Origin of the sequence: Streptomyces sp. NPDC006435 (genome assembly GCF_040612315.1) — a bacterium.
Taxonomy (GTDB): Bacteria; Actinomycetota; Actinomycetes; order Streptomycetales; family Streptomycetaceae; genus Streptomyces.
Genome location: NZ_JBEXPY010000014.1, coordinates 59,086 through 84,284, shown reverse-complemented (window position 1 = coordinate 84,284; position 25,199 = coordinate 59,086). Strand labels below are relative to the sequence as shown.

15 protein-coding genes and 3 pseudogenes are annotated in these 25,199 nt (G+C 70.4%); 11 read left to right on the top strand and 7 right to left on the bottom strand.

Features of this window, described 5'->3' with window-relative positions; all coding sequences use genetic code 11:
* Window positions 1–74: 74 nt before the first annotated feature.
* The 3 genes from ABZZ04_RS16590 (at window position 75) to ABZZ04_RS16580 (ending at window position 5,713) form a co-directional block, all read left to right on the top strand.
* Complete coding sequence (locus ABZZ04_RS16590) at window positions 75–2,141, top strand: discoidin domain-containing protein (protein WP_356932917.1); 2,067 nt, start codon at window positions 75–77, stop codon at window positions 2,139–2,141.
* A gap of 252 nt (window positions 2,142–2,393) precedes the next feature.
* The gene (locus ABZZ04_RS16585) at window positions 2,394–4,454 is read left to right on the top strand and encodes an alpha-galactosidase (protein ID WP_356932916.1); all 2,061 of its coding nucleotides are present in this window, start codon (window positions 2,394–2,396) and stop codon (window positions 4,452–4,454) included.
* Complete coding sequence (locus tag ABZZ04_RS16580; RefSeq protein ID WP_356932915.1) at window positions 4,451–5,713, top strand: MFS transporter; 1,263 nt, start codon at window positions 4,451–4,453, stop codon at window positions 5,711–5,713. The genes ABZZ04_RS16585 and ABZZ04_RS16580 overlap by 4 nt, the downstream gene beginning before the upstream one ends.
* 56 nt (window positions 5,714–5,769) lie before the next feature.
* Here ABZZ04_RS16580 and ABZZ04_RS16575 read toward each other — a convergent pair whose 3' ends face one another.
* Together ABZZ04_RS16575 and ABZZ04_RS16570 are read right to left on the bottom strand one after the other, a co-directional pair.
* Window positions 5,770–6,435 (bottom strand): nitroreductase, encoded by a 666-nt coding sequence (locus ABZZ04_RS16575; protein WP_356932914.1) that lies wholly within the window; start codon window positions 6,433–6,435, stop codon window positions 5,770–5,772.
* Between the two features lie 104 nt (window positions 6,436–6,539).
* Window positions 6,540–7,175 (bottom strand): TetR/AcrR family transcriptional regulator, encoded by a 636-nt coding sequence (locus ABZZ04_RS16570; RefSeq protein WP_356932913.1) that lies wholly within the window; start codon window positions 7,173–7,175, stop codon window positions 6,540–6,542.
* A gap of 61 nt (window positions 7,176–7,236) precedes the next feature.
* Here ABZZ04_RS16570 and ABZZ04_RS16565 point away from each other — a divergent pair, with 61 nt between their 5' ends.
* From ABZZ04_RS16565 to ABZZ04_RS16545, 5 genes and pseudogenes are all read left to right on the top strand, one after another.
* On the top strand, window positions 7,237–8,571 hold the full coding sequence (locus tag ABZZ04_RS16565) for a GH1 family beta-glucosidase (RefSeq protein WP_356932912.1): 1,335 nt from the start codon (window positions 7,237–7,239) through the stop codon (window positions 8,569–8,571).
* 710 nt (window positions 8,572–9,281) lie between these two features.
* Window positions 9,282–10,151 (top strand): annotated as a pseudogene (locus ABZZ04_RS16560) (class E sortase); the annotation flags it as partial.
* A gap of 667 nt (window positions 10,152–10,818) precedes the next feature.
* A complete protein-coding gene (locus ABZZ04_RS16555; RefSeq protein WP_356932911.1) occupies window positions 10,819–12,234 on the top strand; it encodes an LAETG motif-containing sortase-dependent surface protein in 1,416 nt (471 codons plus the stop codon).
* A 260-nt stretch (window positions 12,235–12,494) separates the two neighbouring features.
* Entirely contained in the window at window positions 12,495–14,552 is a 2,058-nt protein-coding gene (locus ABZZ04_RS16550) for a phosphocholine-specific phospholipase C (RefSeq protein WP_356932910.1), read from the top strand.
* Between the two features lie 214 nt (window positions 14,553–14,766).
* A pseudogene (locus ABZZ04_RS16545) lies at window positions 14,767–15,189 on the top strand (transposase); the annotation flags it as partial.
* 110 nt (window positions 15,190–15,299) lie between these two features.
* Here ABZZ04_RS16545 and ABZZ04_RS16540 read toward each other — a convergent pair.
* Window positions 15,300–15,461 carry a hypothetical protein gene (locus ABZZ04_RS16540; protein ID WP_356932983.1) on the bottom strand — a complete coding sequence of 54 codons (162 nt, stop codon included), beginning with the start codon at window positions 15,459–15,461 and terminating at the stop codon, window positions 15,300–15,302.
* A 404-nt stretch (window positions 15,462–15,865) separates the two neighbouring features.
* Between ABZZ04_RS16540 and ABZZ04_RS16535 the strand changes: the two are divergent.
* The 3 genes and pseudogenes from ABZZ04_RS16535 to ABZZ04_RS16525 all read left to right on the top strand — a co-directional run.
* Window positions 15,866–16,138: pseudogene (locus ABZZ04_RS16535) on the top strand (transposase); the annotation flags it as partial.
* Window positions 16,139–16,172: 34 nt separating this feature from the next.
* On the top strand, window positions 16,173–16,304 hold the full coding sequence (locus ABZZ04_RS16530) for a hypothetical protein (RefSeq protein WP_356932909.1): 132 nt from the start codon (window positions 16,173–16,175) through the stop codon (window positions 16,302–16,304).
* A 2-nt stretch (window positions 16,305–16,306) separates the two neighbouring features.
* Complete coding sequence (locus ABZZ04_RS16525) at window positions 16,307–17,368, top strand: hypothetical protein (RefSeq protein ID WP_356932908.1); 1,062 nt, start codon at window positions 16,307–16,309, stop codon at window positions 17,366–17,368.
* A 194-nt stretch (window positions 17,369–17,562) separates the two neighbouring features.
* Here the strand turns inward: ABZZ04_RS16525 and ABZZ04_RS16520 are convergent, their stop codons facing one another.
* The 4 genes from ABZZ04_RS16520 to ABZZ04_RS16505 form a co-directional block, all read right to left on the bottom strand.
* On the bottom strand, window positions 17,563–18,222 hold the full coding sequence (locus ABZZ04_RS16520; RefSeq protein ID WP_356932907.1) for an HAD family phosphatase: 660 nt from the start codon (window positions 18,220–18,222) through the stop codon (window positions 17,563–17,565).
* A gap of 38 nt (window positions 18,223–18,260) precedes the next feature.
* Window positions 18,261–21,305, bottom strand: a complete 3,045-nt coding sequence (locus tag ABZZ04_RS16515; RefSeq protein WP_356932906.1) for a glycoside hydrolase family 38 C-terminal domain-containing protein — start codon at window positions 21,303–21,305, stop codon at window positions 18,261–18,263.
* 109 nt (window positions 21,306–21,414) lie between these two features.
* A complete protein-coding gene (locus tag ABZZ04_RS16510) occupies window positions 21,415–23,160 on the bottom strand; it encodes a beta-galactosidase (RefSeq protein ID WP_356932905.1) in 1,746 nt (581 codons plus the stop codon).
* Window positions 23,161–23,194: 34 nt separating this feature from the next.
* A complete protein-coding gene (locus ABZZ04_RS16505; RefSeq protein WP_356932904.1) occupies window positions 23,195–25,135 on the bottom strand; it encodes a cellulase family glycosylhydrolase in 1,941 nt (646 codons plus the stop codon).
* Between the last annotated feature and the right edge of the window lie 64 nt (window positions 25,136–25,199).

Genomic DNA, 25,199 nt, shown 5'->3' with positions numbered 1-25,199 from the left:
GGTTGGCGCTGCGGGCTCGCATGCCTAACGTATGAGCGGAACATGAGCCCAACTCACATTTAAGGATTCATGTGATGACCCCGGTTCAACCTCTGCGCCACAGACTCAGATCCCTCGCGATGGTGTCGCTGCTCCTCACCGTGATGGCCCTGGTGCTCGGTCCGGTACCCAGCTCCGCGGCGGAGCCCGACTGGTGGGACCCGGTCGCGCGGCCCGCGCCCGACTCCCAGGTCGGCGTCACGGGCGAGCCCTTCAAGGGCACCGATGCCCAGGGGAGGGTCAGGGGCTTCGCCGACGTCCACGACCACATCATGTCCAACGAGGGCTTCGGGGGCCGGCTGATCTGCGGCAAGCCGTTCTCGGAGCAGGGTGTCACCGATGCCCTCAAGGACTGCCCCGAGCACTACCCCGACGGCTCGCTCGCCATCTTCGACATGATCACCAAGGGCGGCGACGGCAAGCACGACCCCGACGGGTGGCCCACGTTCAAGGACTGGCCCGCCCACGACTCGCTGACCCACCAGCAGAACTACTACGCCTGGATCGAGCGGGCGTGGCGCGGTGGCCAGCGGGTACTGGTCAACGACCTGGTCACCAACGGCGTGATCTGCTCGGTCTACTTCTTCAAGGACCGGGGCTGCGACGAGATGGCCGCCATCCGTCTCGAGGCGCAGAAGTCGTACGACATGCAGGCCTTCGTCGACAAGATGTACGGCGGTCCGGGCAAGGGCTGGTTCCGGATCGTCACCGACAGCAAGCAGGCCCGCGAGGTCATCGAGCAGGGCAAGCTGGCCGTCGTCCTGGGGGTCGAGACCTCCGAGCCGTTCGGCTGCAAGCAGATCCTGGACGTCGCGCAGTGCGGCAAGGAGGACATAGACCGCGGCCTGGACGAGCTGTACGAACTGGGTGTGCGCAGCATGTTCCTGTGCCACAAGTTCGACAACGCCCTGTGCGGGGTGCGCTACGACTCCGGCGCCCTCGGTACGGCCATCAACGTGGGCCAGTTCCTGTCGACCGGCACCTTCTGGAAGACGGAGACCTGCCGCGGCCCGCAGCACGACAACCCCATCGGCAACGCGGCGGCGCCGGAGGCGGAGAAGCGGCTCCCGGAGGGCGTGTCCGTCCCCGCGTACTCCTCGGACGCGCAGTGCAACACCCGCGGGCTGACCGACCTGGGTGAGCACGCGGTGCGCGGCATGATGAAGCGCGGCATGATGCTGGAGCTCGACCACATGAGCGTCAAGGCCGTGGGCCGGGCCCTGGACATCCTGGAATCCGAGTCGTACCCGGGTGTCATCTCCTCGCACAGCTGGATGGACACGGGCTGGACCGAGCGGCTCTACAAGCTCGGCGGGTTCGCCGGTCAGTACATGAGCGGCTCCGAGGCGTTCAGCAAGGAGGCCGAACGTACGGACGCGCTGCGCGAGAAGTACGGGGTCGGCTACGGCTACGGCACCGACATGAACGGTGTCGGCGGCTGGCCCGCCCCGCGGGGCGGGGACACCCCGAACCCGGTGAAGTACCCCTTCCGCAGCACGGACGGCGGCTCGGTGATCGACAAGCAGACCACCGGCGAGCGCACGTGGGACTTCAACACCACGGGCGCCGCGCACTACGGCATGGTCCCGGACTGGATCGAGGACATCCGGATCGTCGGCGGCCAGGAGGTCGTGGACGACCTCTTCGCGGGCGCCGAGTCCTACCTCCGCACCTGGGGGAGTTCCGAGAAGCACAGGTCCGGCAAGAGCCTGGCCTCGGGCGCGTCGGTCTCGGCGTCCTCGTCGCAGTGGTGGAACCCGTTCGTCGACTACTCGCCCGGCCGGGCCGTGGACGGCGACACGGGCACCCGCTGGGCCAGCGAGTGGAACAACGACCAGTGGCTGCGGATCGATCTCGGGTCCACGGCCCCGGTCGATCGCGTCACCCTCGACTGGGAGGAGGCGTACGCGAAGTCGTACCGCGTCGAGCTGTCGGAAGACGGCACGAACTGGAGAACGGTGTGGTCCACGACCGCCGGTGACGGCGGCCTGGACACGGCACGGTTCGACGCGACCCGCGCGCGTTACGTGCGGGTCCAGGGGCTGGAGCGCGGCACCAAGTGGGGCTACTCGCTCCGGGAGGTCGGCGTCTACGGCGGCTGACGACGCCGGCACGACGGTGCCCGCGGGCGAATGACGGCACCGGTGCGACGGTGTCCGGGGCCGGGGTCGGCCGGATCGGTTCTCCCGATCCGGCCGCCCCCGGTCGGCTTTCCGACCCCGTCGGCTTCCCCCCGCCCCTTCCCCCGGCGCGCAAAGCGGATTCAGCAGCCCCTGTCAGAGGGGTTGGCGTCGCGGGCTCGCTTGCCTAACGTATGGGCAGAACATGAGCCCGGCTCACATTTAAGGATCCGTGTGATCACTCATCACTCCGAAGCCCGCCTCTGGCTCCTGAGCACCCCCGGCACCTCCTACGCCTTCCGGCTGGACGCCGACGACGTGCCCCGGCACGTGCACTGGGGCCGGCCGCTGTCCCTGGAGCAGGCCGTCGCGATCGCGGCCGACCTGCCCGCCGAGGACCCCGGCGGTGACGATCCCGGCGGCGAGGAGTACACGGTCGAGGGCGGCCTGCGCTTCGGGGCGCCGTCGCTGACCGTCCGGTTCGACGACGGTGTCCGCGGCTTCGAGTGGCGGTTCGTCTCGCACACGGTCGAGGGCGGCCGGCTCACGCTCTCCTTCACCGACCGCGTCCGCGCCCTCGGCCTCGACCTGCACTACCGGATCCGGGACGGCCACGACCAGATCGAGCGCCGGGCCGTCCTCACCGCACGGGAGCCGGTGGACGTCCTGCGGTTCGACTCCGCCGCCTGGACGCTGCCCGCCCGCGACGACTACCGGGTCAGCCACGTGGTGGGGGAATGGGGCCGGGAGTTCCAGCTCCGGCGCGACCGGGTGCCCGTCGGGGAGACCGTGTTCACCAGCCGCCTCGGCATCACGGGACCGCACGCCGGACCCTGGCTGATGCTCGACGCGCATGACGCCGCCGAGGAGCACGGCGAGGTCTGGAGCACGTCCCTGGCCTGGAGCGGCAGCCGCCGGATCACCCTGCGCCGCGACCCCTACGGCCGCGTCTCCTGGACGGGCGGGTTCGGCCACGAGGGCCTGGTCTGGAAGCTGCTCCCCGGCGAGTGCCTGGAGACCCCCGTCCTCACCGGGCTGTACGCCCCCGACGGCTTCGGCGGCACCAGCCGCCGCTGGCACGCCTATGTCGAGGACCAGGTGCTGCCCGACCGGCCGGCCGAGCGCCCGCTGATCTTCAACTCGTGGGAGGCGACCGGGTTCGACGTCACCGAGCAGCAGCAGACCGAACTGGCCGAGCTGGCCGCGGGCCTCGGCGTCGAGGTCTTCGTCGTGGACGACGCCTGGTTCGGCGCCCGCACCGGTGACACGGCCGGGCTCGGCGACTGGTGGCCCAACCCCGACCGCTTCCCGAACGGCCTGGGCCCGCTCGCCGACCGCGTCCGCGCGCTGGGCATGGGCTTCGGCCTGTGGGTCGAGCCCGAGGCGGTCAACCCCGACAGCGACCTGTTCCGCGCGCACCCCGACTGGATCCTCTGCCAGGACGGCCGTACCCGCACACAGCGCCGCCACCAGCACGTGCTCGACTTCTCCCGCCGCGAGGTCCGCGAATGGGCGGTCGAATGGCTGGTCAGGACCGTCACCGAGCTGGACGTCGTCTTCCTCAAGTGGGACATGAACCGGCCCTTCAGCGAGGCGGGGCGGCCCGGGGACGCCGATCCCGACCGGGTCTGGATCGGGCACACCCGAGGCGTCTACGAGGTGATGGACCGGCTGCGCGCCGCGTGTCCCGGCCTGTACCTGGAGTCGTGCGCGGGCGGCGGCGGCCGGGCCGACCTGGGCGTACTGGCCCGCGCGGACCAGGTCTGGACGTCCGACAACACCGACGCCGCCGACCGGGTCGCGATCCAGCACGGGCACGGCCAGCTGCTGCCGGCCCGGACCATGGGCGCCTGGGTCACCGACAGCCCGAACGGCTTCAGCGCCCGCCCGACCTCGATCCGGTACCGCTTCCACGTCTCGATGGCCGGGGCGATGGGCATCGGCGGCGACCTGCGCAAGTGGAGCGAGGAGGATCTCGCGTGGTCCCGGATGCTGGTCGAGCAGTACAAACGGATCCGGCCCGTGGTGCACGGCGGCGTCCAGTACCGCCTGGAGCACCACGCCGTGCAGTACATCGCCGAGGACGAGGTCGTCGTATTCCGGTTCCAGCCGTCCGCGCTGACCCGCACGACCGCCCGTACCCGCCTGAAGGGCCTCGACCCCGACGCCCGCTACCGGGACGAGGCCACCGGCACCGTGCACGAGGGCGCCGTCCTGCTCTGCCACGGTCTCCCGCCACTGCTGTCCTTCGACTGGACGAGCGATCTCGTCCACCTCAGGAGAGTGCCCCGATGACCCTCGCCTCCGAACGGCCCGAGGCCCTCGCCGAGCCGACCCGCAAGGTCGGCTCCGGCTGGGTCGCCCTGTACGTCCTGGCCAACGTCGGGATGTTCATCCCGATGCAGGCGCCGACCACGTTCCTGATGCCCGAGCAGATCGCCCGGATCGATCCGGCGGGGAAGGTCGGCAGCTACGCCTGGGTCAGCATGATGGGCGCGATCTCGGGCATCGTCATCGCGCCGCTGGCCGGCGCGCTCAGCGACCGCACCACCAGCCGGTTCGGCCGCCGCCGGCCGTGGCTGATCGCGGGCTCGCTGATCTGCATGGCGGCGCTGGTATGCCTCGGCGTCCAGACGACGGTCGTCGGGGTCGCGCTCGGCTCCCTCGTGCTGTCCGCCTCCTTCATGGTCATCGGCGCCGGGCTCTCCCCGGTGGTGCCCGACCGGGTCCCGGTCGGGCAGCGCGGTGTGGTGCTGGGCTGGGCCATGGTCCCGCAGGCCGGCAGCATGATCGCGGGCGGGCTGCTGATCGGACTGGTCACGGGCTTCCCCTCGCAGTACCTGCTGATGGCCGCTCTGCCGCTGCTGATACTGCTGTTCGCGGCCACCATGAAGGACCCGCCGCTCCCCCGTCGGCACCGCGAACCGTTCTCGCTGCGCGCCTTCCTGGACGGCTACCGGATCAGCCCGCGCGAACACCCCGGCTTCGTCTGGGCGATGAGTTCCCGGTTCATCATGGGGCTCGGCTACGGCCTGGGCACGCTCTACATGCCGTACTTCCTGGACGACGTCCTGCACTACGAGCAGCTGTTCCCCGGTCGATCCACCGAGGACGGCCTGCTCATCGTGATCGGCGTCAACTGCCTGGCCACGATCTCGACGGTGGTTCTCAGCGGCTGGCTGTCCGACCGGCTGGGCAAGCGCCGCATGCTGGTCTTCCTCGGCGGCCTCACGATGGCCGCCGCCGCGATCCCGCTCGCGCTGTCGCCCACCTGGACCATGACGCTGGTCGCGGCCGCCGTCATGGGCCTGGGCTACGGCGTGTACCTGGCCGTCGACACGGCCCTGGTCACCGAGGTGCTCCCGGCCTCGGCGGACCGCGGCAAGGACATGGCCCTGGCCAACCTGATGACCTCCCTGCCCTACGTCCTCGTTCCCCCGATCGCCGCGGCCGTGCTCGGCAGCCTGGGGGGCTACCGCTCGCTCTTCCTCTGCTCCGCGGCCATGTCCGCACTGGGCGCGGCACTGGTCTGGAAGGTCGAGGACGTCCGGTAGCACCCGCCCCGCACCCCCGGGCTGCCGGCGGACCTGTGCCCCCGGCAGCCCGGCGGTCAGGCCCCGATGAAGCTCACCGTCTCCGTCATGTCCACCCGGCCGGTACGCAGCCGGGGAACGCCCTCCTTCTCGAATCCGACCGCGACGCCGCAGAACAGCGCGAGTCCGTCATCGGCTCCGACCGTCTCGGAGACGGTCCTGCGATACATCGTCCACATCACCTGGGGGCAGCTGTGCAGCCCTTCCGCCCGCAGCAGCAGCATGACCGTCTGCAGGTACATCCCCGCGTCTCCCCACTGCCCGGGGCCCATCGCGCGGTCGAGGTAGCAGAACAGGACGACCGGCGCCCCGAACGCCTCCGCGTTCAGGGCGGCGATCCTCCTGGGCCGCTCGGGGTCGTCGCGCTCGATTCCCAGTGCCGCGTAGCGCTGGGCGGCCGCGGCGGAGAAGCGGTCCAGGTACGGCGGGGCCAGATCGGCCGGGTACATCGGGTACTCCCGTTCGTCGCCCGGGTCCCCGGCCAGCGCCCTCGCCGTCGCACGCTCCTTCAGCCCGGCCAGGGGTTCGCCGGTCACGACGTACACGTGCCACGGCTGGAGGTTCCCGCTGGACGGAGCCCGCGTGGCCGCGGCCAGCACTCGTTCGAGAGTCTCCCTGGGCACGGGCTCGTCACTGAACGCCCGTACCGCCCGGCGGCTGTCCACGGCTTCGTACACGTCCACGGTTTCTCGCCCTCCCGCTCTCTCGTTCCCTCACTCGACGACGGACCGGCCGTCACGGCCCTCGTCCGCCCCGGCCCCGCCCGTGAACACCAGGATGGTCCCGGTCAGTTGCCGGAGGGCCGGATCCGGCCATTCAGATAGCCGTTGAGGACCCGTTTGCACTCGGCGATCAGCTGGGAGTCGCCCTGCGGATCGGTGCGGAAGGCCAGTTGCAGCACGCTGTCCGCGCACTCCAGGGCCACCCGCACGGTGATCTCGAGTTCGGCGTCGCCCCGGACGCCGGTCAGGGTGGCGGTCAGCGCGCGCAGCCGTTCGGCGACCGCGGTGTTGTTGTCCAGGACCGGTTCCAGGGTGTGGTCCTGTCCCACCGCCCCGAAGTCGACCACGCCGAAACCGGTGATGGTCCGGCGCATGGTGACGAACTCGTCGACGGTCACGTCCACGAGGCCCGAGACGTCCTCGGGCCTCTCGTGCTCCAGCCGGGCCGCGACCCGCTCCAGGAAGGTCTCCAGATTGCGGGCGGCCAGCGCGCCGATCAGTCCCTCCTTGTCGGAGAAGAACTGGTAGAGGGTGCCGATGGGCACCCCGGCCCTGCGGGCCACCTCCTTGGTCGTCAGCGCGGCATAGCCGACCTCGTCCAGGAGTTCGGCACAGGCGTCCAGCAGTCGTTCGAAGCGCTCGACACTGCGTTTCTGGACCGGCAGCCGGCGCAGCGTCCCTGCGGTGCGATCTTGATTCACGCTTCCATCATCCCACCGGACGGGTTAACGTGAGCCCTACTCATGTTTCAGGAGGTTGGGTGTGACACTGGACCATCTGCCCGCGGACTTCATCTGGGGCGCCTCGACGGCGTCGTACCAGATCGAGGGCGCCACCGAGGAGGACGGCCGCGGACCGTCGGTATGGGACACCTTCACCGCCCGCTCCGGCACGATCCGCGACGGGCACACCGGTGACGTGGCCTGCGACCACTACCACCGGTACGAGGAGGATCTCGCTCTGATGGCCGAGGCGGGCCTCACCGGCTACCGCTTCTCCATCGCCTGGCCCCGGATCCGGCCGACCGGCAGGGGCGAGGTCAACCCTCAGGGCCTGGACTTCTACGACCGGTTGGTCGACGGCCTGCTCGCGCGCGGCATCGAGCCCGTCCCGACCCTGTTCCACTGGGACCTCCCGCAGGGGCTCGAGGACGACGGCGGCTGGCTGAACCGCGACACCGCGCACCGCTTCGCCGAGTACGCCGCCGTCATGGCCGACCGGCTGGGCGACCGCGTCCGGAAGTGGATCACGCTCAACGAGCCGTTCATCCACATGGTCTGGGGTTACGGCCTCGGCACCCACGCGCCGGGCCGCGCCCTGTTCCTGGACTGCCTGCCGGTCGCCCACCACCAACTGCTCGGCCACGGCCTGGCGTCGGGAGAACTGCGGGCACGCGGCCTCCAGGTGATGATCGCCAACAACTGCACCCCGGTCTGGCCCGCCTCGGACTCCCCCGCGGATCTGGCCGCCGCGCAGGCCTACGACAACCTGCACAACCGTCTGTTCAACGACCCGATCCTCATGGGCGCCTACCCCGACCTGTCGGCCTTCGGCGCGGACGCCACCCTCGGCGGCTCCGTCCGGGACGGCGATCTCGAACTGATCTCGGCCCCCCTGGACGCGCTCGGCATCAACTACTACAACCCGACCCGGATCCAGGCGCCGACGTCCGAGGGGCTGCCGTTCGACGAGGCCCCCATCGAGGGCTTCCGCCGCACCGCCTTCGACTGGCCCGTCGTGCCCGACGGGCTGCGGGAACTGCTCGTCGGCCTCAAGGAGCGCTACCCGGCGCTCCCGCCGGTCCACATCACCGAGAACGGCTGCTCGGTCGAGGACGTCGTCACCGAGGACGGCACCGTTCCCGACCTCGACCGCATCGACTACCTGGACAGCCACATCCGGGCCGTCGACGCCGCCGTGGCCCAGGGCGTGGACGTACGCGGCTACTTCACCTGGACCCTGATCGACAACTTCGAATGGGCCGAGGGCTTCCACCAGCGCTTCGGGCTCGTCCACGTCGACCACGAAACCCAGGTCCGCACCCCGAAGGCGTCCTTCGCCTGGTACCGCGACCTCATCCGCGCCCAGCGCGGCTGAGCCGTTCGCCGACCACCGCCCACCACTCGTTGCACGCCGGTCACACCGCTCCGCACAACCCGCGGCACCGGCTCCTCCTCCACAACCGCTCGGACGCCGACGGCCCGCGCGACGGCCCTCGGCCCCGCGCGGGCGAACGACTCGGCCGTCCGAGCGGTGTGTCGGTCCTCGGCCGCCCCGGCCCCGGTCCCGACCCCGCTCCCGGTCCCGAATTCCCGTGGAATCGAATCCGGCGGATCGGATTTCACAAAACGCGTCCGGCGCCTTCCAGAGGCATTCTTAAGGTTCTCTTGAACCTCCCTTCCGGGTCTCATAAGAATCGCCCCGCACATCATGGCCTGTCGACCTGTACCGTCCTGGAAGAATCTGGAACGGGGTGAACTCCGGGCGCCGGAATCGGATATCGTCTGCAGCCGACGGCCGATGAGCCGCCAGGAATCGCCGATTGTGCCGTCCGCGAGCCCCGTACACCTTCCGACCTGCGACAGAAAAATCTTCCCGGGAATCGGTGGGCCGCGTCCCGGCAAGTGAACAGGATCAGGAACAAGGAAAGTCATGCACGACTGGACAGGGCGTCTTCTGCCAGGAAATCCATGGTGCCCGACGCTGTTTTCGGGTGTGCCGGCGCCCGGGGTCGTCCATGGCACCGTCAGTGCCCCGTCCGGCCGTCCGGCCGTGCCGAGGGCCGCGGCATGACGGGGCCGCTGCCCGAGGGCGGACGGGCCGCCCGTCGCAAGGCCGCGAAACGGGGCGGCAGGCACACCGCGCCGTCCCCGGGGCGCGCCACGAAGCGCCACGCCTCGCGCAGGTCCCGCGCCCCGCTCGCGCCCCCGGCCCCCTCGGCTCCCCCGCCTCCCATGACACGCGTCGAGGCCCGGCGCGCCGCACGGGCGCAAAAGCCCGGCGCCGCCACGGTGGCGGGTCGGCTGGGCGGCGAAGTCCTCATCACCACAGGCGTGTTGATGCTGCTCTTCACCACGTATCAGCTGTGGTGGTCGAACGTGCGCGCCCACAGCATCACGGGCAGCGCCCGTCACGAGCTGGAGCGCGAGTGGGCGGACGGCACGAGCGGCCCGGACACGTTCGAGCCGGGGCAGGGCTTCGCGATCCTGCACATACCCAAGCTGGACGTGGTCGTGCCGATCGCGGAGGGCATCGGCAAGACCGAGGTCCTGGACCGGGGCATGGTCGGCCACTACGACAAGGCCAGCATCCCCACCGCGATGCCCGGGGCGAGGACGGGTAACTTCGGGATCGCCGGACACCGCAACACCCACGGCGAGCCGTTCCGGTACATCAACCGCCTCCAGCCGGGCGACCCGATCGTCGTCGAGACGCAGGACACGTACTACGTGTACAAGATGGCGAGCATCCTGCCGCAGACCACGCCGAAGAACATCGCCGTCCTCGACCCGGTGCCCGCCGACTCGGGATTCACCGGACCGGGCCGCTACATCACTCTGACGACCTGCACACCGGAGTTCACGAGTACGTACCGGATGATCGTCTGGGGTGAGATGGCCGAGGAACGGCCGCGCGCCGAGGGCGAACCGGCGGTGCTCAAGGAGCAGGAGGCGTAGGAGGTAGGAGGCGTAGGAGGCAAGGACGAGGGAGCGGTGAGGCACGGTGCCTCACCGCTCCCTCGTCCTTGCCCGCGCCGAAACCAATGCCAATGCCGACACCTACGGCCACGGCCACGGCCACGGCCACGGCCACGGCCACGGCCACGGCACAACGACCGTGCGGCACCGGGCCGTTCGGGCCGACGAATGGTCGTGGGAAGAGCTCCTCACCAACGTTGACGTCCGGGGGACGGGTCGACGAGGTGGCCTTTCGGCATGCTTTCCCCGCGGCCCGGCGATCAGCAACCTATCCCCGGGAGCCGCACCGACCGCCTTTCCGGAAAGCCGGAGGAACGTTCTTATGGATGTCTTAAGGAACACCTCGGACTGCGCTCATCCAAGCCCCGGTCAGACCTGCACGGATCGCGCCGACGGCAGGCCGTGCAACGCTCCTTCCCGGCTTTCGCCAGCGTTCTCGCCGTTGTCGGGCACGACCGGTAACGATTGCGACTCGCTACCCTTATCCCATCCCTATGACCGGCAATCTGCATGAATCACGCACCTAGGATTCCCGTGTATTCGGGTGGCGCGTCAGCTCCACTCGATTCGGCACGTCTGCCGCAGGCTCCTTTTCCCGTGCGCAACAACCGACGACGCGGAGCAGCCTGCCTTCGAGGGGAATCCAATGTTTTCTGTCTTCAGACGCGGCACCGCCCGTCTGGCCGCCGTTTCGCTGGCCGCGGGTCTGGTCGCGACGGGGGCGATGGCCCTCGCCGGTCCCGCCGCGGCCGACCAGGGCGACCGGGGCGCGGGTGGCGCCACCGCGAAGCTCGGCGGCATGACCGACTTCGGTCCGGTCGACATCAAGGAGGCGAACGGGAGCCGGTGGTCCGTCGGACGCGCGGGCCTGTTCGAGATGCGGACCGAGCAGGGCGGCACGCTTTCCACCTACTGCATCGACCTGCGCACCGGGGCGCGGCAGGACTTCCGTTACAAGGAGGTCGGCTGGGACCAGTCCTCCCTGCACGACAACGGCGACGCCGGGAAGATCCTGTGGGTCCTGAAGAACTCCTACCCCGAGGTCGCGGTGAAGGACCTGGCCGAGAAGGTCGGGGCCAAGGACCTCGACCGGAATGACGCCGCCGCGGCGACGCAGGCAGCGATCTGGCACTTCTCGGACAAGGTGACGGCCACCCCGGCCGACGCCGATGCCAAGCTGCTGACCGACTACCTGCTCGACAAGGCGCAGAGCCTCCAGGAGCCGAAGGAGTCCCTCTCCCTCTCCCCCTCGTCCGTCGCGGGCAAGTCCGGTGACCGCGTCGGTCCGGTCACCGTCGCCACGAGCGCGTCGACCGTCACCCTCGCGCTCGCCCCCGGTGCCCCGGCCGGCATCCGGATCGTCGACACGAACGGCACGCCCGTCAAGGCGGCGAAGAACGGCGACCGGGTCTTCCTGGACGTCCCCGCCGGCACCCCCGACGGTTCGGCGGAGCTGACCGCCCGGGCCACCACCGGGGTTCCGCTCGGCCGCGCCTTCGTCAGCACCGACGGCCCCAGCCAGACGCTCATCCTGGCCGGGTCCAGCGATGCCGCCGTCACCGCCGGGGCGTCCGCGTCCTGGGCCAAGAAGGGCGCCGTCCCCGCCGTCACCGCCGCCGGCAACTGTGTGAAGGGCGGCGTCGACGTCACCGCCACCAACGAGGGCGACGAGGCGTGGACCTTCGACCTCAAGGGCGCTCAGCACACCGTCGCCCCCGGTGGGACCATGACCGTGACCGTCCCGGTCGCCGAGGACGCGGCGTACGACTTCACCGTCACCGGTCCGAACGGCTTCGAGAAGTCCTTCCGGGGCGTCCTCGACTGCAAGACGGCCGCCCCCGGCACCAAGCCGTCGCAGGCCCCCTCCGCCATGCCCACCCACGCGGCGCCCGATGACGAGGACACCGACGTCTCCGCCGCCTCTCCCACCGACGAGGGCGACCTCGCCGAGACCGGCGGTTCCAGTGCCACCCCGGTGATCGCCGGCATCGCCGCCGTACTCGTCGTGCTCGGCGGTGGCGCCGTGTTCTTCCTCCGCCGGAAGAAGGCCACCGGCCGGTGAACCACCCGCACGGTCGACGGCCGCCCGCAGCGGTGACCTGACACACCGTCCGTACGGCCCCGGAGCACCTCGCCCGGGGCCGTGCGCATGCCCATGCACATGCCCGTACGCATGTTGTGCACAGTGCCTGCACACCGGTCGCCCACATTTTGCGCGACCGTCACCTCTGCCCGTCTTCCCTCGTGCGGAGTCCTCTTGAATACTCCCGTTGCCCCTCTTCGTGGACGAACATCACCGATGCAACAGGAGGACCCCCACTCATGACCGGGATCGATCGGCGTCGCTTCCTCCAGATCGCCGGAGCCGCCACGGGGTTCGCCGCCCTCTCCGGCTCCATCGACCGTGCCGCCGCCATCCCCGCGGCGCGCCGCAGCGGAACCGTCCAGGACATCGAGCACATCGTCGTCCTCATGCAGGAGAACCGCTCCTTCGACCACTACTTCGGGTCGATGAAGGGCGTCCGGGGCTTCGGTGACCCCCGCCCGGTGACGCTCCCCAGCGGCAAACCGGTCTGGCACCAGACGAGCTTCGGCAAGGAGACCCTGCCGTACCACCCGGACGCCGAGAACCTGGGCATGCAGTTCATCGCAGGCCTGGACCACGACTGGGCCGGCGGCCACAGCGCGTTCAACAACGGCAAGTACGACAACTGGATACCGGCCAAGGGCACCGGCACCATGGCGTACCTGACGCGCGAGGACATCCCGTTCCACTACGCCCTCGCCGACCGGTTCACCGTCTGCGACGACTACCACTGCTCGTTCATCGGCGCGACCGATCCGAACCGCTATTACATGCTCTCCGGCCATGTCGGCAACGACGGCACCGGCGGCGGCCCGGTCCTCGGCAACCAGGAGGCGGGCTACGGCTGGACGACGTACGCCGAACGGCTGGAGAAGGCGGGCGTCTCCTGGAAGGTGTACCAGGACATCGGCGACGGTCTCGACGCGGCCGGCAGCTGGGGCTGGACCGACGACGCGTACCGAGGCAACTACGGCGACAACTCCCTGCTGTACTTCAACAACTACCGCAACGCCAAGCCCGGCGACCCCTTGTACGAGAAGGCCCGCACCGGCACGAACGCCAAGGCGGGAGAGGGGTACTTCGACATTCTCAAAGCCGACGTCAAGGCGGGGAAGCTGCCGCAGATCTCCTGGATCGCCGCTCCCGAGGCGTTCTCCGAGCACCCCAACTGGCCTGCGAACTACGGGGCCTGGTACATCTCGCACGTGCTCGACGCGCTCACCTCGAACCCCGACGTGTGGAGCAGGACCGCCCTGTTCATCACCTATGACGAGAACGACGGCTACTTCGACCACGTCGTGCCGCCCTACCCGCCGGCCTCCGCGAACCAGGGCCTGTCCACCGTCGACACCGCGCTCGACCACTACAAGGGCAGCATCTGGTACGCCGCCGGTCCCTACGGGCTCGGGCAGCGCGTCCCGATGATCGTGGTCTCGCCGTGGTCCACCGGCGGGTACGTCTGCTCGGAGACCTTCGACCACACCTCGATCCTGCGCTTCATGGAGAAGCGGTTCGGGGTGACGGAGACCAACATCTCGCCGTGGCGGCGCGCCATCTGCGGCGACCTGACGTCCGCCTTCGACTTCTCCCTCCGGGACACGGACCCGGCGGACCTGCCGGACACCGCGGGCTACGCCCCGCCGGACCGCGACCGCCACAACAGCTACGTCCCCAAGCCCCCCGCCCAGGGTGTCCTGCCCCGGCAGGAGGCCGGGGCGCGGCCGAGCCGCCCGCTCGCGTACGAGCCCTACGTCGACGGGGCCGCGGACCTCTCGACCGGCAAGTACCGGCTGACGTTCGGCGCGGGCGACCGGGCGGGGGCCGCCTTCCAGGTGCGCTCGCAGAAGCGCACCGACGGCCCGTGGACGTACACCGCCGCGGCCGGAAAGCCGGTCTCCGACAGCTGGAACTCGGTCTACTCCGGCGGTGGTTACGACCTCACGGTGCACGGCCCGAACGGCTTCCTGCGCGCCTTCCGGGGCAACAACAAGGCCGCCGAGCCGGAGGTGACGGCACGTCATGACGGCGCCACCGGCGGTCTGCGGCTCGTCCTGACCAACCCGTCGGCCGCCGACGCGCACCTCACCGTGACCAACGCCTACGGTGGCACTCCCCTGACCTGCACGGTCCGCGCCGGTGCCACCGTCGAGCAGAGCGTCGACCTGCGCGCCACCAAACGCTGGTACGACCTGACGGTCGTCGTCGAGGGCAACGCCGGATACCTGCGGCGGCTGGCCGGGCACGTCGAGAACGGGCAGGCCGGCACGAGCGATCCGGGCATCGCGACCGTGTGAGGCCCGCGCCCCGGGGAGCCGCGGTCCGATCCGCCGCGTGGCACGGGCCCGACCCGGCTCCCCGGCTCGGGCCCGTGAGCTTGTCGTTTATGGTCCGCCGTCGAACGCGGCTCGAACTTGGTGAGGGTTTTCGCAGCTCACCGGACGTGGAAGCGGCCTTCGGCTGATCCTCTGCTCCGTCACAGAGGCAGAGGATCAGCCGAAGGCCGTGGTCATGAGTTCGGCGCATCGGAGCGTCCTGCGGGACGCGTTCACGGAAGTGTCACGCTTCCGGTCGGAGCCGTACGCGTGTCTGACCGCTCGGGGCGACGCGTTGTTCGAGTTGTACGACGCGCTGTTGTGTACGGACGGGCCGGTGCGGACGCTGGTCGACCTGGCCCTCGCGCCTGAACACCGCCGTGGTCACGGAGCCCTGTACGGAGGACTCAACCAGGGGCAGATCGACATCGCCCGGCTTCGCCGGGCCTTGGCCGGGGTGCCGCTGCCACGGGCTGCGGACGGCGGGCTGGTGCTGGCGGTGGACGTCTCGCCGTGGCTGCGGCCGGATGCCAACACCTGTGCTGACCGGGCCTTTTGCCACACGTTCGGCCGTGGCGAGGGCAAGCACCAAATGGTGCCGGGCCGGCCGTACTCGGTTCACGACGTGGGCCGAGTCCTCGCCACCGGCCAGGCATACAGCCGCCCGGCTCACCACAAGAAGGGCGCCAAACCCGGGCGAACAATCATGGCGCCACCAAATCGGATGCCTCAAGGGCGAGTAGCGGCAGCGGCGATGCCGGCCTCCCGAAGCGTGCGGGCCAGGTGTTCCATCTCGGGAAGCGTTCCTGAGTAATCACCGTCCAGCACGCGGCGCAGCACAGTCTTGGCGCTCTTCAGGTCAATGCCGAGCTCTGCCCGCAGCACGCGCATGACGGCGACGCTTTTCGTCGGCGGACTGCTCACCTGCAGCCTCGCGGGTCCATGCTCGCAGAGCATCTGATCCCGCCGTTCGGCCGGCACGTCGCCACCGCACGCGGCTGCCGCAGATCCACAGGCGGAACAGGTTGATTCAACGTCCCATCGCAACCGGCCGTCCACCAGGGCCTGAACTCCCCAGCACTCCAGCTCCGCACCGCAGTCCTGGCACTCCGCGGAGTACCTGACGGATTCAAAAACCGCCTGCTCCATCCCCACCCCCAACGGAGACGAGGTTGAACGACAAGGTGAGTACCTGTTTCCGATCCCCGGTTTCGAGTGGCTTCGGGCCCTGGGTCGGCGGGGTGTCCAAGGGCGCCGGGGAGGCCGGGGAACGGGTGTGCGAGGGCTGCGGTGAACGGCTGCGGCCGGCGCACCCCGAGATCACCATCGTCTGGGCCGACTCCGCCCATGCCGAACAGCTCGTGACCTGGGCGAAGACCTGCCTGAACCTGACGATCAAGACCGTCGGCCGCCCGAAGACGCTTCCGGATTCGTCGTTCTGCCCCGGCGCTGGGTCGTCGAACGCTCACCCGCCCGGGTCATGCACGCCCGCCGACACGCGCGACTACGAACGCCTCATCCAGCACTCGGAATCACTCATCACCTGGGCCGCGATCACGCTCATGTCCAACCGAGGCGGACCTGCGCGAGAATGAGCCCGACATGGACCAGATCCGTGCTGACCTCACCGCCGTGACCGGCATCGCGGCGCTCACCGACTTTGCCGATACGGTGCCGTATCACCTGGCTGTTCACGTTGCCGCGGGGGGTCGCACGGGCGCACCGAGGGGATAAATATGGCGACGATCACGGTGGACGTGGCGGTTCCCGACGTGCTGCGGCCGGTCGTGGATGTGGCAGCGTTGCCGGCCCTCGGTGACGCGGGGCCGGCGTGGCTGGTGCTGTCCGAGGACGGACGGCTGGCGCGGTGGACGCCGACGACCGGCGAGGTGCAGGACGTGGGCCGGTATCGGGAGGAGAGGCCGGCGTCCGAATACGGTGGCGGCGTTCGACTGCGGCTTCATGTCTCTCGATGTGGCCGTTGGGCGGCGGTGGTTCAGGACCGCGGTCGGTACGGCACCGTCGTCGATCTCACCACCGGTTCGCCGGCGTTGAAGTTGGACGGCGGGGATTACTGCTGTGGAACCGTCCCGTTCGCGTTGGCGTTCGCCGAACACGGTGGCCGGCCGGTTGTCGTCCATCGCACTGACTGGAACCGGTTGGATGTCACCGATCTCGCGTCCGGCGAGGTGCTTACGGCACGGGACAGCCCGGATGGAGATGAGGAAGACGCGGAGTACGACCTCGATTACTTCCACGGCACGCTGTCGCTGAGTCCTGACGGGACTCGTGTCTACGACGGCGGTTGGGTGTGGCAGCCGTGGGGGATGCCGGCGGTGTGGAGCCTGACCGCCTGGCTGCACGACAACCCGTATGAGTCCGAGGGCGGGCCCAGCCATGCGGTGTATCCCGAGGTCTCGGAGTGGAACTGGCCGGTGGTGTGGATCGACGACGGGCGGATCGCGGTGTATGACCGGGACGGTGCCGGCAGCGGCACCGTCCACGTCCTCGACCCCACCTCGGTCGAACTGCGCTCGCCGGGCGTCCGATGGATCAAGGCGGTCGCGACGTTCCCCTGGCCGGTCGGCGATTTCGGCTTTTTCACCGACGGAGAGCATCTGCTGATCGCCGACGAGGCCGGTTTGCAGGGCGTCGACATCACCAGCGGACAGCAGGTGTTCGCGATCGACGGGTTCCGCCCGGCACGTCAGGATCGGCATACCGGAACGCTGATCCAGGTCGGCAGCGCCAACGCCCGGTTGTGGACGCCGCCGGAGTGGACTGCGCGCGTCGGCTGAGCTGCCGTTTCCCGCAGGGTGCCGAGCGGGGGAACATCCGCGGGTCCGCACTGGAAGGGCTCGACACCGCCTCTCGCAAGGGCAAGCACGACGGTCGGCCGCCGGTCATCACCGACGACATGCTGCACACCGTGCTGCGGCGCCGCGCGAACGGCGGCCGGATCGGCACCCTCTCCTCGTGGGGGAACGCCTTCTCAGCGCCTCGCGGCCAGGCGCCGGATCAGGGCGACGTCCACGTCCAGCAGGCTGTGGACCACGGTCCGGTGCGGGGCCGGCCGGACGGGAGCGAGGGAGGGGACGGCGAGGACCGTGCACCGGGCGGCCTCCGCGGAGGCGATGCCCGTCGGGCTGTCCTCGACGGCCACGCAGGCGGTCGGCGAGGCGCCCAGGGTGGTCAGGGCCGCCCGGTAGGGGTCGGGGAAGGGCTTGGTGCGGGGGGTTTCGCCGGCGGCGACGGTCGTGGTGAAGCGGTGGCGTCCCAGGGCGGCGAGGACGGTGTCCACGACGGGGCGGGGCGAGGCCGAGACAAGGGCCGTGGGTACGCCTGTCGCGGCCAGCGCCGCCAGGAGGTCCATGGCTCCCGGCAGGGGGACCACGTCACCTCGTACGAGGTGGGTGAAGCGGCGTTCCAGGGACTCGGCCAGCCGGAGCGGCTCGGCCCGGCCGGCCGTGCGGGAGGCGAGGTGGGCGGCGGTGTCCTCGGTCGCGCGGCCGATGACGTGCGGGAGGTCCGCCTCCGTGAGGGTGAGGCCGAGGTCCAGGCACTCCTCCTCGACCGCCCGTCTCCAGAGGCGCTCGGTGTCGACGAGTGTGCCGTCCATGTCGAAGAGGACGGCCTGGAGTTCTGCGGGCACGAGGTCCCCCCTGGTGGGTGGTGGCGGTGTCGTGTGCGTCATCGGTCCCCCCGGAGGCCGATCCGCAGGGTGCGGATCTCGAAGGGCCGGAGCGCGAGGTGGAGCGACCTGTCCTCCTCCGCTCCCGGCCGGATGGGGTCCGTCCCGGCCAGGGGGCGTTCGAGGAGGTCCGTGACGGTCGCGGTACGCCACGGGGCGGAGAGCGTCAGCGTGGTGCGGGCCCGTACGCCATGGGCCTCGTAGAGGCGCACGACGATGTCGCCGGACCGGTCGTCGGCGAGCTTGACGGCCTCGATGACGACACCGTCGTCGCCGGTGGCGACCAGGGGCGGCACCTCCGGCTCGCTGCCGGTGACCGAGCGCTCCGGCAGGTTGAAGGCGTAGCCCTCGCGCACCGCGTCGGCGATGTCCGCGCCGAGGACCAGGCCGTAGCGCAGGCGGTGTGTTCCCCGGTCGGCGTCCGGGTCGGGGAAGCGGGGGGCGCGCAGCAGGGAGAGGCGTACGGTCGTGGTCGTGCCGCCGTCCGGCCGTACGTCACGGGTGACGTCGTGTCCGTAGGTGGAGTCGTTGACCAGCGCCGCGCCCCGGTCCCGCTCGCCGACGTGGAGGAAGCGGTGGGCGCAGATCTCGAACCTCGCCGCGTCCCAACTGGTGTTGGTGTGGGTCGGACGCCGGACGTGGCCGAAGGGGATCTCGGCGGTCGAGTGGTCGGCCCGGACGTCCAGGGGGAAGGCCGCCTTCAGGAGGTGCTCCCGCTCGTGCCAGTCGATGTCGGTGTCGATGTCCAGGCGCCGCGCGCCCTCCCGCAGGGACAACAGCTGCCGGACCCGTGACGAGCCGAAGGTGCGCACGACCTCGACGCCCTCGGCCAGAGCGGTCACGGAGTCGGCGTCGTCCAGGTCACGCACCGTGTTGCGGTAGAACGCGTCGATGTCCCAGGCGTCGTACTCGTTGGGGAAGTCCTGGTGGAGCTGGAGCAGGTTGGCCGCCTCGCCGGGAGCGACGGCCTCACGGCCGTCCGCCAGGTCGACTGCGGAGACGACCAGGCCCCGGGCGTCGATCCCGATCCGTACGAGGCCGTTGTCGAGGACGAAGCCGTCACCGGACGGCACCGGCCCGACGGTCGGGTCGGTGGCCGTGGTGCGGACGGCCGCGCCGAGGGCGGGGATGTCGCCGCGGGTGTGCGGGGCGGCGTTGAACACGACGGTCAGATCGCCGTCGCCCGCCAGCGCGCGCTGCGCCGAGGCGACGATCTCACGCAGTTCGGCAAGGACCTCGGTGTAGGTCCGCTCGGCCTCGCGGTGCACCCAGGCGATGGAGGAGCCGGGAAGGATGTCGTGGAACTGGTGCAGCAGTACGGTCTTCCAGAGCCGGTCGAGCTCCTCGTACGGATAGCGGAAGTCCGTACGGACGGCCGCCGTGGCCGACCAGAGTTCGGCCTCGCGCAGCAGGTGCTCGTTGCGCCGGTTGCCCTGTTTGGTCCGCAGCTGGCTGGTGAGCGTGCCGCGATGGAACTCCAGGTAGAGCTCGCCGAGCCACACGGGGGCGTCGGGGTACTCGGCCTCGGCGCGCGCGAAGAAGTCCGCGGGCCGCTCGACGACCACCCGGGGCGAGCCGTCCAGGTCGCCCAGACGCGCCGCACGGGCCAGCATCTCGCGGGTGGGGCCTCCGCCGCCGTCGCCGTACCCGAAGGGCAGGAGTGAGCTGTTGGCTGCTCCCTTGTCCTGGAAGTTGCTCACCGCGTGGGCGAGTTCGGCTCCGGTGAGCTCGGCGTTGTAGGTGTCGACGGGCGGGAAGTGGCTGAAGATCCGGGTGCCGTCGATCCCCTCCCAGCGGAAGGTGTGGTGGGGGAACTTGTTGGTGGTGTTCCAGGAGATCTTCTGGGTGAGGAACCAGCGCACGCCCGCAAGTTTCATCAGCTGCGGCATGGCCGCGTTGTAGCCGAAGGTGTCGGGCAGCCACATCTCCTCGGTCTCGACGCCGAACTCGTCGAGGTAGAAGCGCTTGCCGTGGATCAACTGGCGGGCGAACGCCTCGCCTCCGGTGATGTTGGTGTCGGGCTCCACCCAGAGGCTGCCGACCGGGAGGAACTGACCGGTCCTCGCCTTCTCCTGGACCCGGGCGTAGACCTCGGGGCGCTGGTCCTTGAGCCAGGCCAGTTGCTGGGCCTGGGACATGGCGAAGCGGAAGTCCGGGTGGTCGTCCATGAGTTGGGTGACGTTGGAGAGTGTCCGGGCGACCTTGCGGACGGTCTCGCGCAGCGGCCACAGCCAAGCGGTGTCGATGTGGGCGTGTCCGACGGCGGAGACGCGGTGGGCGCTGGGTGCGGCCGGGACCGCCAGGGCGGGGCGCAGTATCTCGCGGGCGGCGGGCGCGCAGCCGGAGATGTCCTGGAGGTCGATGGCGTCCAGGGCCCGCTCGATCGTCCGCAGGAGCTGCCAGCGGCGGGGGTCGGCTTCGGGGAGCGCGTGCATCAGCTCGCCGAGGACGTCCAGGTCCTGGGCGAGTTCCCAGACCTGGGTGTCGAAAACGGCGAGGTCCGCACGGAGCAGTCGGTACAGGGGGTCACCGGCGTGGCCGCCTCCGGTGATCCAGGCGGGCAGGTTCCCGAGCGGGGTCGGTTCATGGCTGTCGCAGAGGGCCGGGTTGGCGGCGGCCTCGACGCAGTGGGTGAACCCCTCGCCGCCCCGGGCCGGGTCGGCGACCGGGATCCAGTTGTTACGGGGGTTGAGCGCCTTCAGCACGGTGCCGTCGGGCCGGTACACCAGTCCCTCGGTGGAGAAGCCGGCGCCGGTGACGTCGAAGCCGAGGTCGAGGACGGCTTCGACACGTTGTCCGGCCCACTCCTCGGGAATCCGGCCGCTGATCCTGAACCAGCTCGTCGACCAGGCCGGTCCCCAGCGGTGCCCGACCCGTACCGGCCGGTACGGCGCCGCCAGGCCGGCGGCGACCGGCACCGGTTCGCCGGGGGCGTCCCATGTCTCCACCCGGAGCGAGACCGTCCGGGCGTGCACGGCGGGCCTGATGCGTTCCTTGAGCACCCGCTTCAGGCGTTGCTCGACGAGGCGTTGTCTGCTGTGCACGGGGCGCTCCGGGGCGGGTGTCGGTACGGGGTGGTCGTGTCGGTACGGGGTGGTGCCGGCCGCCCGGGAGTGCCGGGCTTCCCGGGCGGGTGTCGGTCCTGGGCGGATGTCAGTCCTGGTCGGGTCCCAGGCCGGGCCGGTCCCGCAGTTCGACGGTGCGGGTGGTGGTGGCGTGGAGTTCGAGGACGGTGATCTCGTTGCGGCCGGGGCGCAGGACCGGCGCGGGTACGTACAGGGTGGTCTGGGGGCCCCGGGACCAGTACCGGCCGAGCGGGAAGCCGTTGATCCAGGCGTGGCCCTTGGTCCAGCCGTCCAGTGCGAGGTAGCCGTCGGCGGGCCGGTCGAGCTCGAAGGAACCGCGGTGGAAGGCCGGGCCGACAAGGGGTCCGGCGGGGGCGACGGCGAGGTCGTCGATGCGGTCGAGCGGAAGCGGGCTGCTGCTCCAGCCGGCGGGTTCCTCGTCGTTGACGGTGACCCGGCCGAGCAGGCCCTTGCGGTCATGGATGCCGGGTCCGTAGTTGACCCGGCCCTGGTTCTCCACCAGGATCGCGAGCCGGGCGCCGCTCCTGGGCACGACGAACGCGAGGGCGTGCTCGTGGTTCTCCCGTTCCAGTACGCCGACGGGCTGCCCGTCGACGAAGACCTGGGCCCGGTCGCGGACCTCGTCCACCCGCAGCACGGCCGGCCCGGCGGCCGGCAGCTCCGTCCCGTACAGCACGAAGCCGACGGACTGCCCGAGTTCTTCCATGGTCAGTGGCCGGTCGGTGAGGACCGGCCGCCCGAACAGCTCGACCTGGTCGAACAGGGCTGCGGACGTGTCGAGTTCGACGACGGTCGGGGCAAGCTTCGGTCCGGGTGCCGGGATCGGCTCGTCCGGGACGGGTGCGTACCGGGCGATGGTCTCGCGGAACGCCTCGTACTTGGGGGTCGGGTCGCCGGCCTCGTCGAGGAGTGCGTCGTAGTCGTAGGAGGTGACGGTGGGGCGGTAGGTTCCCTTGTCGTTGGCCCCGTTGGTGAAGCCGAAGTTGGTGCCGCCGTGGAACATGTAGATGTTGACGGAGGCGCCGGTGGCGAGCAGACGGTCCAGGTCGGCCGCCGCGTCCGCGGCGTCGCGGGTGGTGTGGATTCCGCCCCAGCGGTCGAACCAGCCGATCCAGAATTCGGAGCACATCCGTGGTCCGGCCGGCTGGAGCCGGCTCAGCCGGTCGAGGCCCTCCTCGGCGCGGCTGCCGAAGTTCACGGTGCGCAGTACGCCGTCCAGGCCGCCGCGGGCGAGGTCGGCCGGCTGGTCGCAGGTGAAGAGCGGGACGTCGACGCCGTGGGTGCGCAGCAGGCCGGCGAGGTCCGCGAGGTAGCCGGTGTCGTTGCCGTAGGCCCCGTACTCGTTCTCCAGTTGTACCGCGATGATCGGGCCGTCGGCGCCGGACAGGTAAGGCTTCAGTGGTGGCAGGAGCGCGGCGAGATAGCCGTCGACCGCTTCCAGGAAGCGCGGGTCGCGGCTGCGCAGTTCGATGCCGTCCTGGGCGAGCAGCCACGGGGGCAGGCCACCGCCCTCCCATTCGGCGCAGATGTAGGGGCCAGGGCGGAGGAGGACGTGCAGGTCCTCCGCGGCGGCGAGGTCGAGGAAGCGGGGCAGGTCGAGACCTCCGTCCAGCCGGAATTCACCGGGCCGGGGGGCGTGGAGGTTCCAGGGGACGTAGGTCTCGACCGTGTTGAGTCCCAGCAGGCGTGCCTTCCGGAGCCGGTCGGCCCATTGTTCCGGGTGGACACGGAAGTAGTGCAGTCCGCCCGAGATGATGCGGAACGGCCGGTCGTCGAGGCGGAACCCGTCCTCGGCGATCTCCAGTCGGGGCATGCCAGGTGCTCCTAGGTGTGGATGGGGGAAGTGATCAGACGAGCGGGCGGCAGAGCAGGGCGTCGGGAACTCCGCCGTGGTTCCACTTCCAGGTGAAGGCGACGCCGGCGAAGTACTCGTCGTCGGCGCACTGGCCCTTGTAGTGGCCGGGTGCCCAGTCGCTGGCGTTCGAGCCGCCGGTGGCGGGCCGGTTGTCGCCGCGGTCGAACCAGAGCACGCGGCCGGAGGTGGGCAGGGAGGCTGCCGCGGGGGCGCAGAGAAGGGCGGCCATCGCGTTGCTCCGCACGCTGTAGCCGACGGCGAAGGTGCGGTCGGGGCACTGGAGCTTGTTGTAGCCGCTCGCCCAGTCTCCCCCGGTGACGTACCGTTCGTCGGTGACGACGGTCCAGTCCCCGCTTCCCTTCGCCGGCTGGCCGGCGTCGGTGCACAGGCCGCGGCTGTCGCTGCGGCCGAGGCCGACCAGGCGCTGGGTGTCGGGGCAGTTGCCCTTGCGGTTGCCGGGCGACCATTCCGGCTTCGCCAGCATGGTGGTGGAGACGTTGTAGTCGGCGTAGTCCAGGTTGAGCATGTTCCAGCGCGGGGCCGGGGCGATCCGGCCGGTCCTGCCGGGGGCGTTGACGAGCTTGTTCCAGTCGGTGACGCGCCAGTCGCCAGCGTCCATGACACCGAGCCGGGTGCCGTCCGCGCTGTAGTTGACCATGGCCCAGTTGTCCTGCGGTGTGCCGTTCGTGTCGGTCCAGCCGACCAGGGGCCAGATGGCGAAGTCGGTGTCGTTCTTCACCAGGATGTCGGTGAAGTTGGCGAACCAGGCGCGTTCCGCGGCGTCGGTGTCGCCCCGGCCGCCGGCGCCGAACTCACTGATCCACACGGGTGCGGTGAAGTGCTGGCCGGACCGGGTGACGAACAGGGCCTGGTCGTCGATGACCTGGGCGAGCTGTGCGGGGGTGAGTTCCTCGTAGCGCGGGTCGTGCGTCTCGCCCGTGCCGGTGGCACCGGTGTGGTTCGGGCCGGTGTAGCCGTAGAAGTGGGCCGCGTAGACGAGTTTGTCGGAGCGGATCAGGGTGTTGGAAAGGGTGGCGACCGGGGTGAGTGTCGGGCGGCCGTGGGGGGTCAGGTCGGTCGGTATGCCCTGCCAGTTGATGCCCTCCATGATGACGAGCATGTCCGGGTTGGCCTGCAGGATCTTGTTGCCCGCTTCTTCCAGGGCCTTGTTGAGGTCGTGGTCGTCGCCCCAGCCCCAGTTGGCGTCGTTCCAGGTGTCACGGCGGACCTCGTTGCGCAGGTCGGCCCCGACGACCCGTTTGTCGGCCCGGTAGCGCTTCGTCAGGAACACCCAGTCGTCGATCCACTGCTGGGTCGACTGGCCGCTGTTCCAGCGCTCGTTGCCGTCCAGGCCGCAGCAGAAGCGGTAGCTGGTGGTGTGGTTGTTGAGGATGACGGCGAAGCCGTCCGCGGTCAGGGCTGCGACGACGGCGTCGAGCACCTGCAGCGGGGTCCTGCCCCTGAGTTGCGGGTTGGCGGCGACGGCCTGGTCCGGGACGGTGCTCGTGTCGTGGATGAGCGCGTTGGCGAACGGCAGCCGGATGCTGTTCAGGCCCAGGGCGTGGAAGTCGGCCAGGATCTGGGACATCGGCTTCCGGTCCAGGCCGAGCGGGATGTTGTTCGACATCTGCCTCGCCTGGTGGTTGGCGACGTCGCCGACGTCGCCGCTGCCCTGCCAGGTGCCCTGGGCGCCGGCCCAGTTCCCGGACTTGAGCTTGAACCGGTCGCCGTCGGCGTCGACGACGTACCGGTCCCGGGTGGACAGCGGGGCGGTCCACGAGGCGGCGAGCTGCGCACCGGTGAGGGCCGGGGGCGGCGGTGCCGTCCCCGTGTCCGCCGCGGTGGCGGTGGGGACGAGGGTGCAGAGGAGGAGCGCGGACGACGTGGCGAGGGCCGCGGTCGCGCGTCGGAGCAGGGTGATGCGAGGGGTCACGGAGAGCTCCTTGCGGGAAGGTGACGTGTGCCTGCCTTGTGCGTGGTGCGGGACGGTGCGGTGG

What these genes read in the sequence shown, in the direction of transcription:
- ABZZ04_RS16540 (WP_356932983.1), bottom strand. Translation starts at nt 15,461, where the DNA reads ATGCGCGTGCTGCGGGCAGAGCTCGGCATTGACCTGAAGAGCGCCAAG.
- ABZZ04_RS16510 (WP_356932905.1), bottom strand. Translation starts at nt 23,160, where the DNA reads ATGCCCCGACTGGAGATCGCCGAGGACGGGTTCCGCCTCGACGACCGG.
- ABZZ04_RS16525 (WP_356932908.1), top strand. Translation starts at nt 16,307, where the DNA reads ATGGCGACGATCACGGTGGACGTGGCGGTTCCCGACGTGCTGCGGCCG.
- ABZZ04_RS16550 (WP_356932910.1), top strand. Translation starts at nt 12,495, where the DNA reads ATGACCGGGATCGATCGGCGTCGCTTCCTCCAGATCGCCGGAGCCGCC.
- ABZZ04_RS16555 (WP_356932911.1), top strand. Translation starts at nt 10,819, where the DNA reads ATGTTTTCTGTCTTCAGACGCGGCACCGCCCGTCTGGCCGCCGTTTCG.
- ABZZ04_RS16580 (WP_356932915.1), top strand. Translation starts at nt 4,451, where the DNA reads ATGACCCTCGCCTCCGAACGGCCCGAGGCCCTCGCCGAGCCGACCCGC.
- ABZZ04_RS16590 (WP_356932917.1), top strand. Translation starts at nt 75, where the DNA reads ATGACCCCGGTTCAACCTCTGCGCCACAGACTCAGATCCCTCGCGATG.
- ABZZ04_RS16530 (WP_356932909.1), top strand. Translation starts at nt 16,173, where the DNA reads ATGGACCAGATCCGTGCTGACCTCACCGCCGTGACCGGCATCGCGGCG.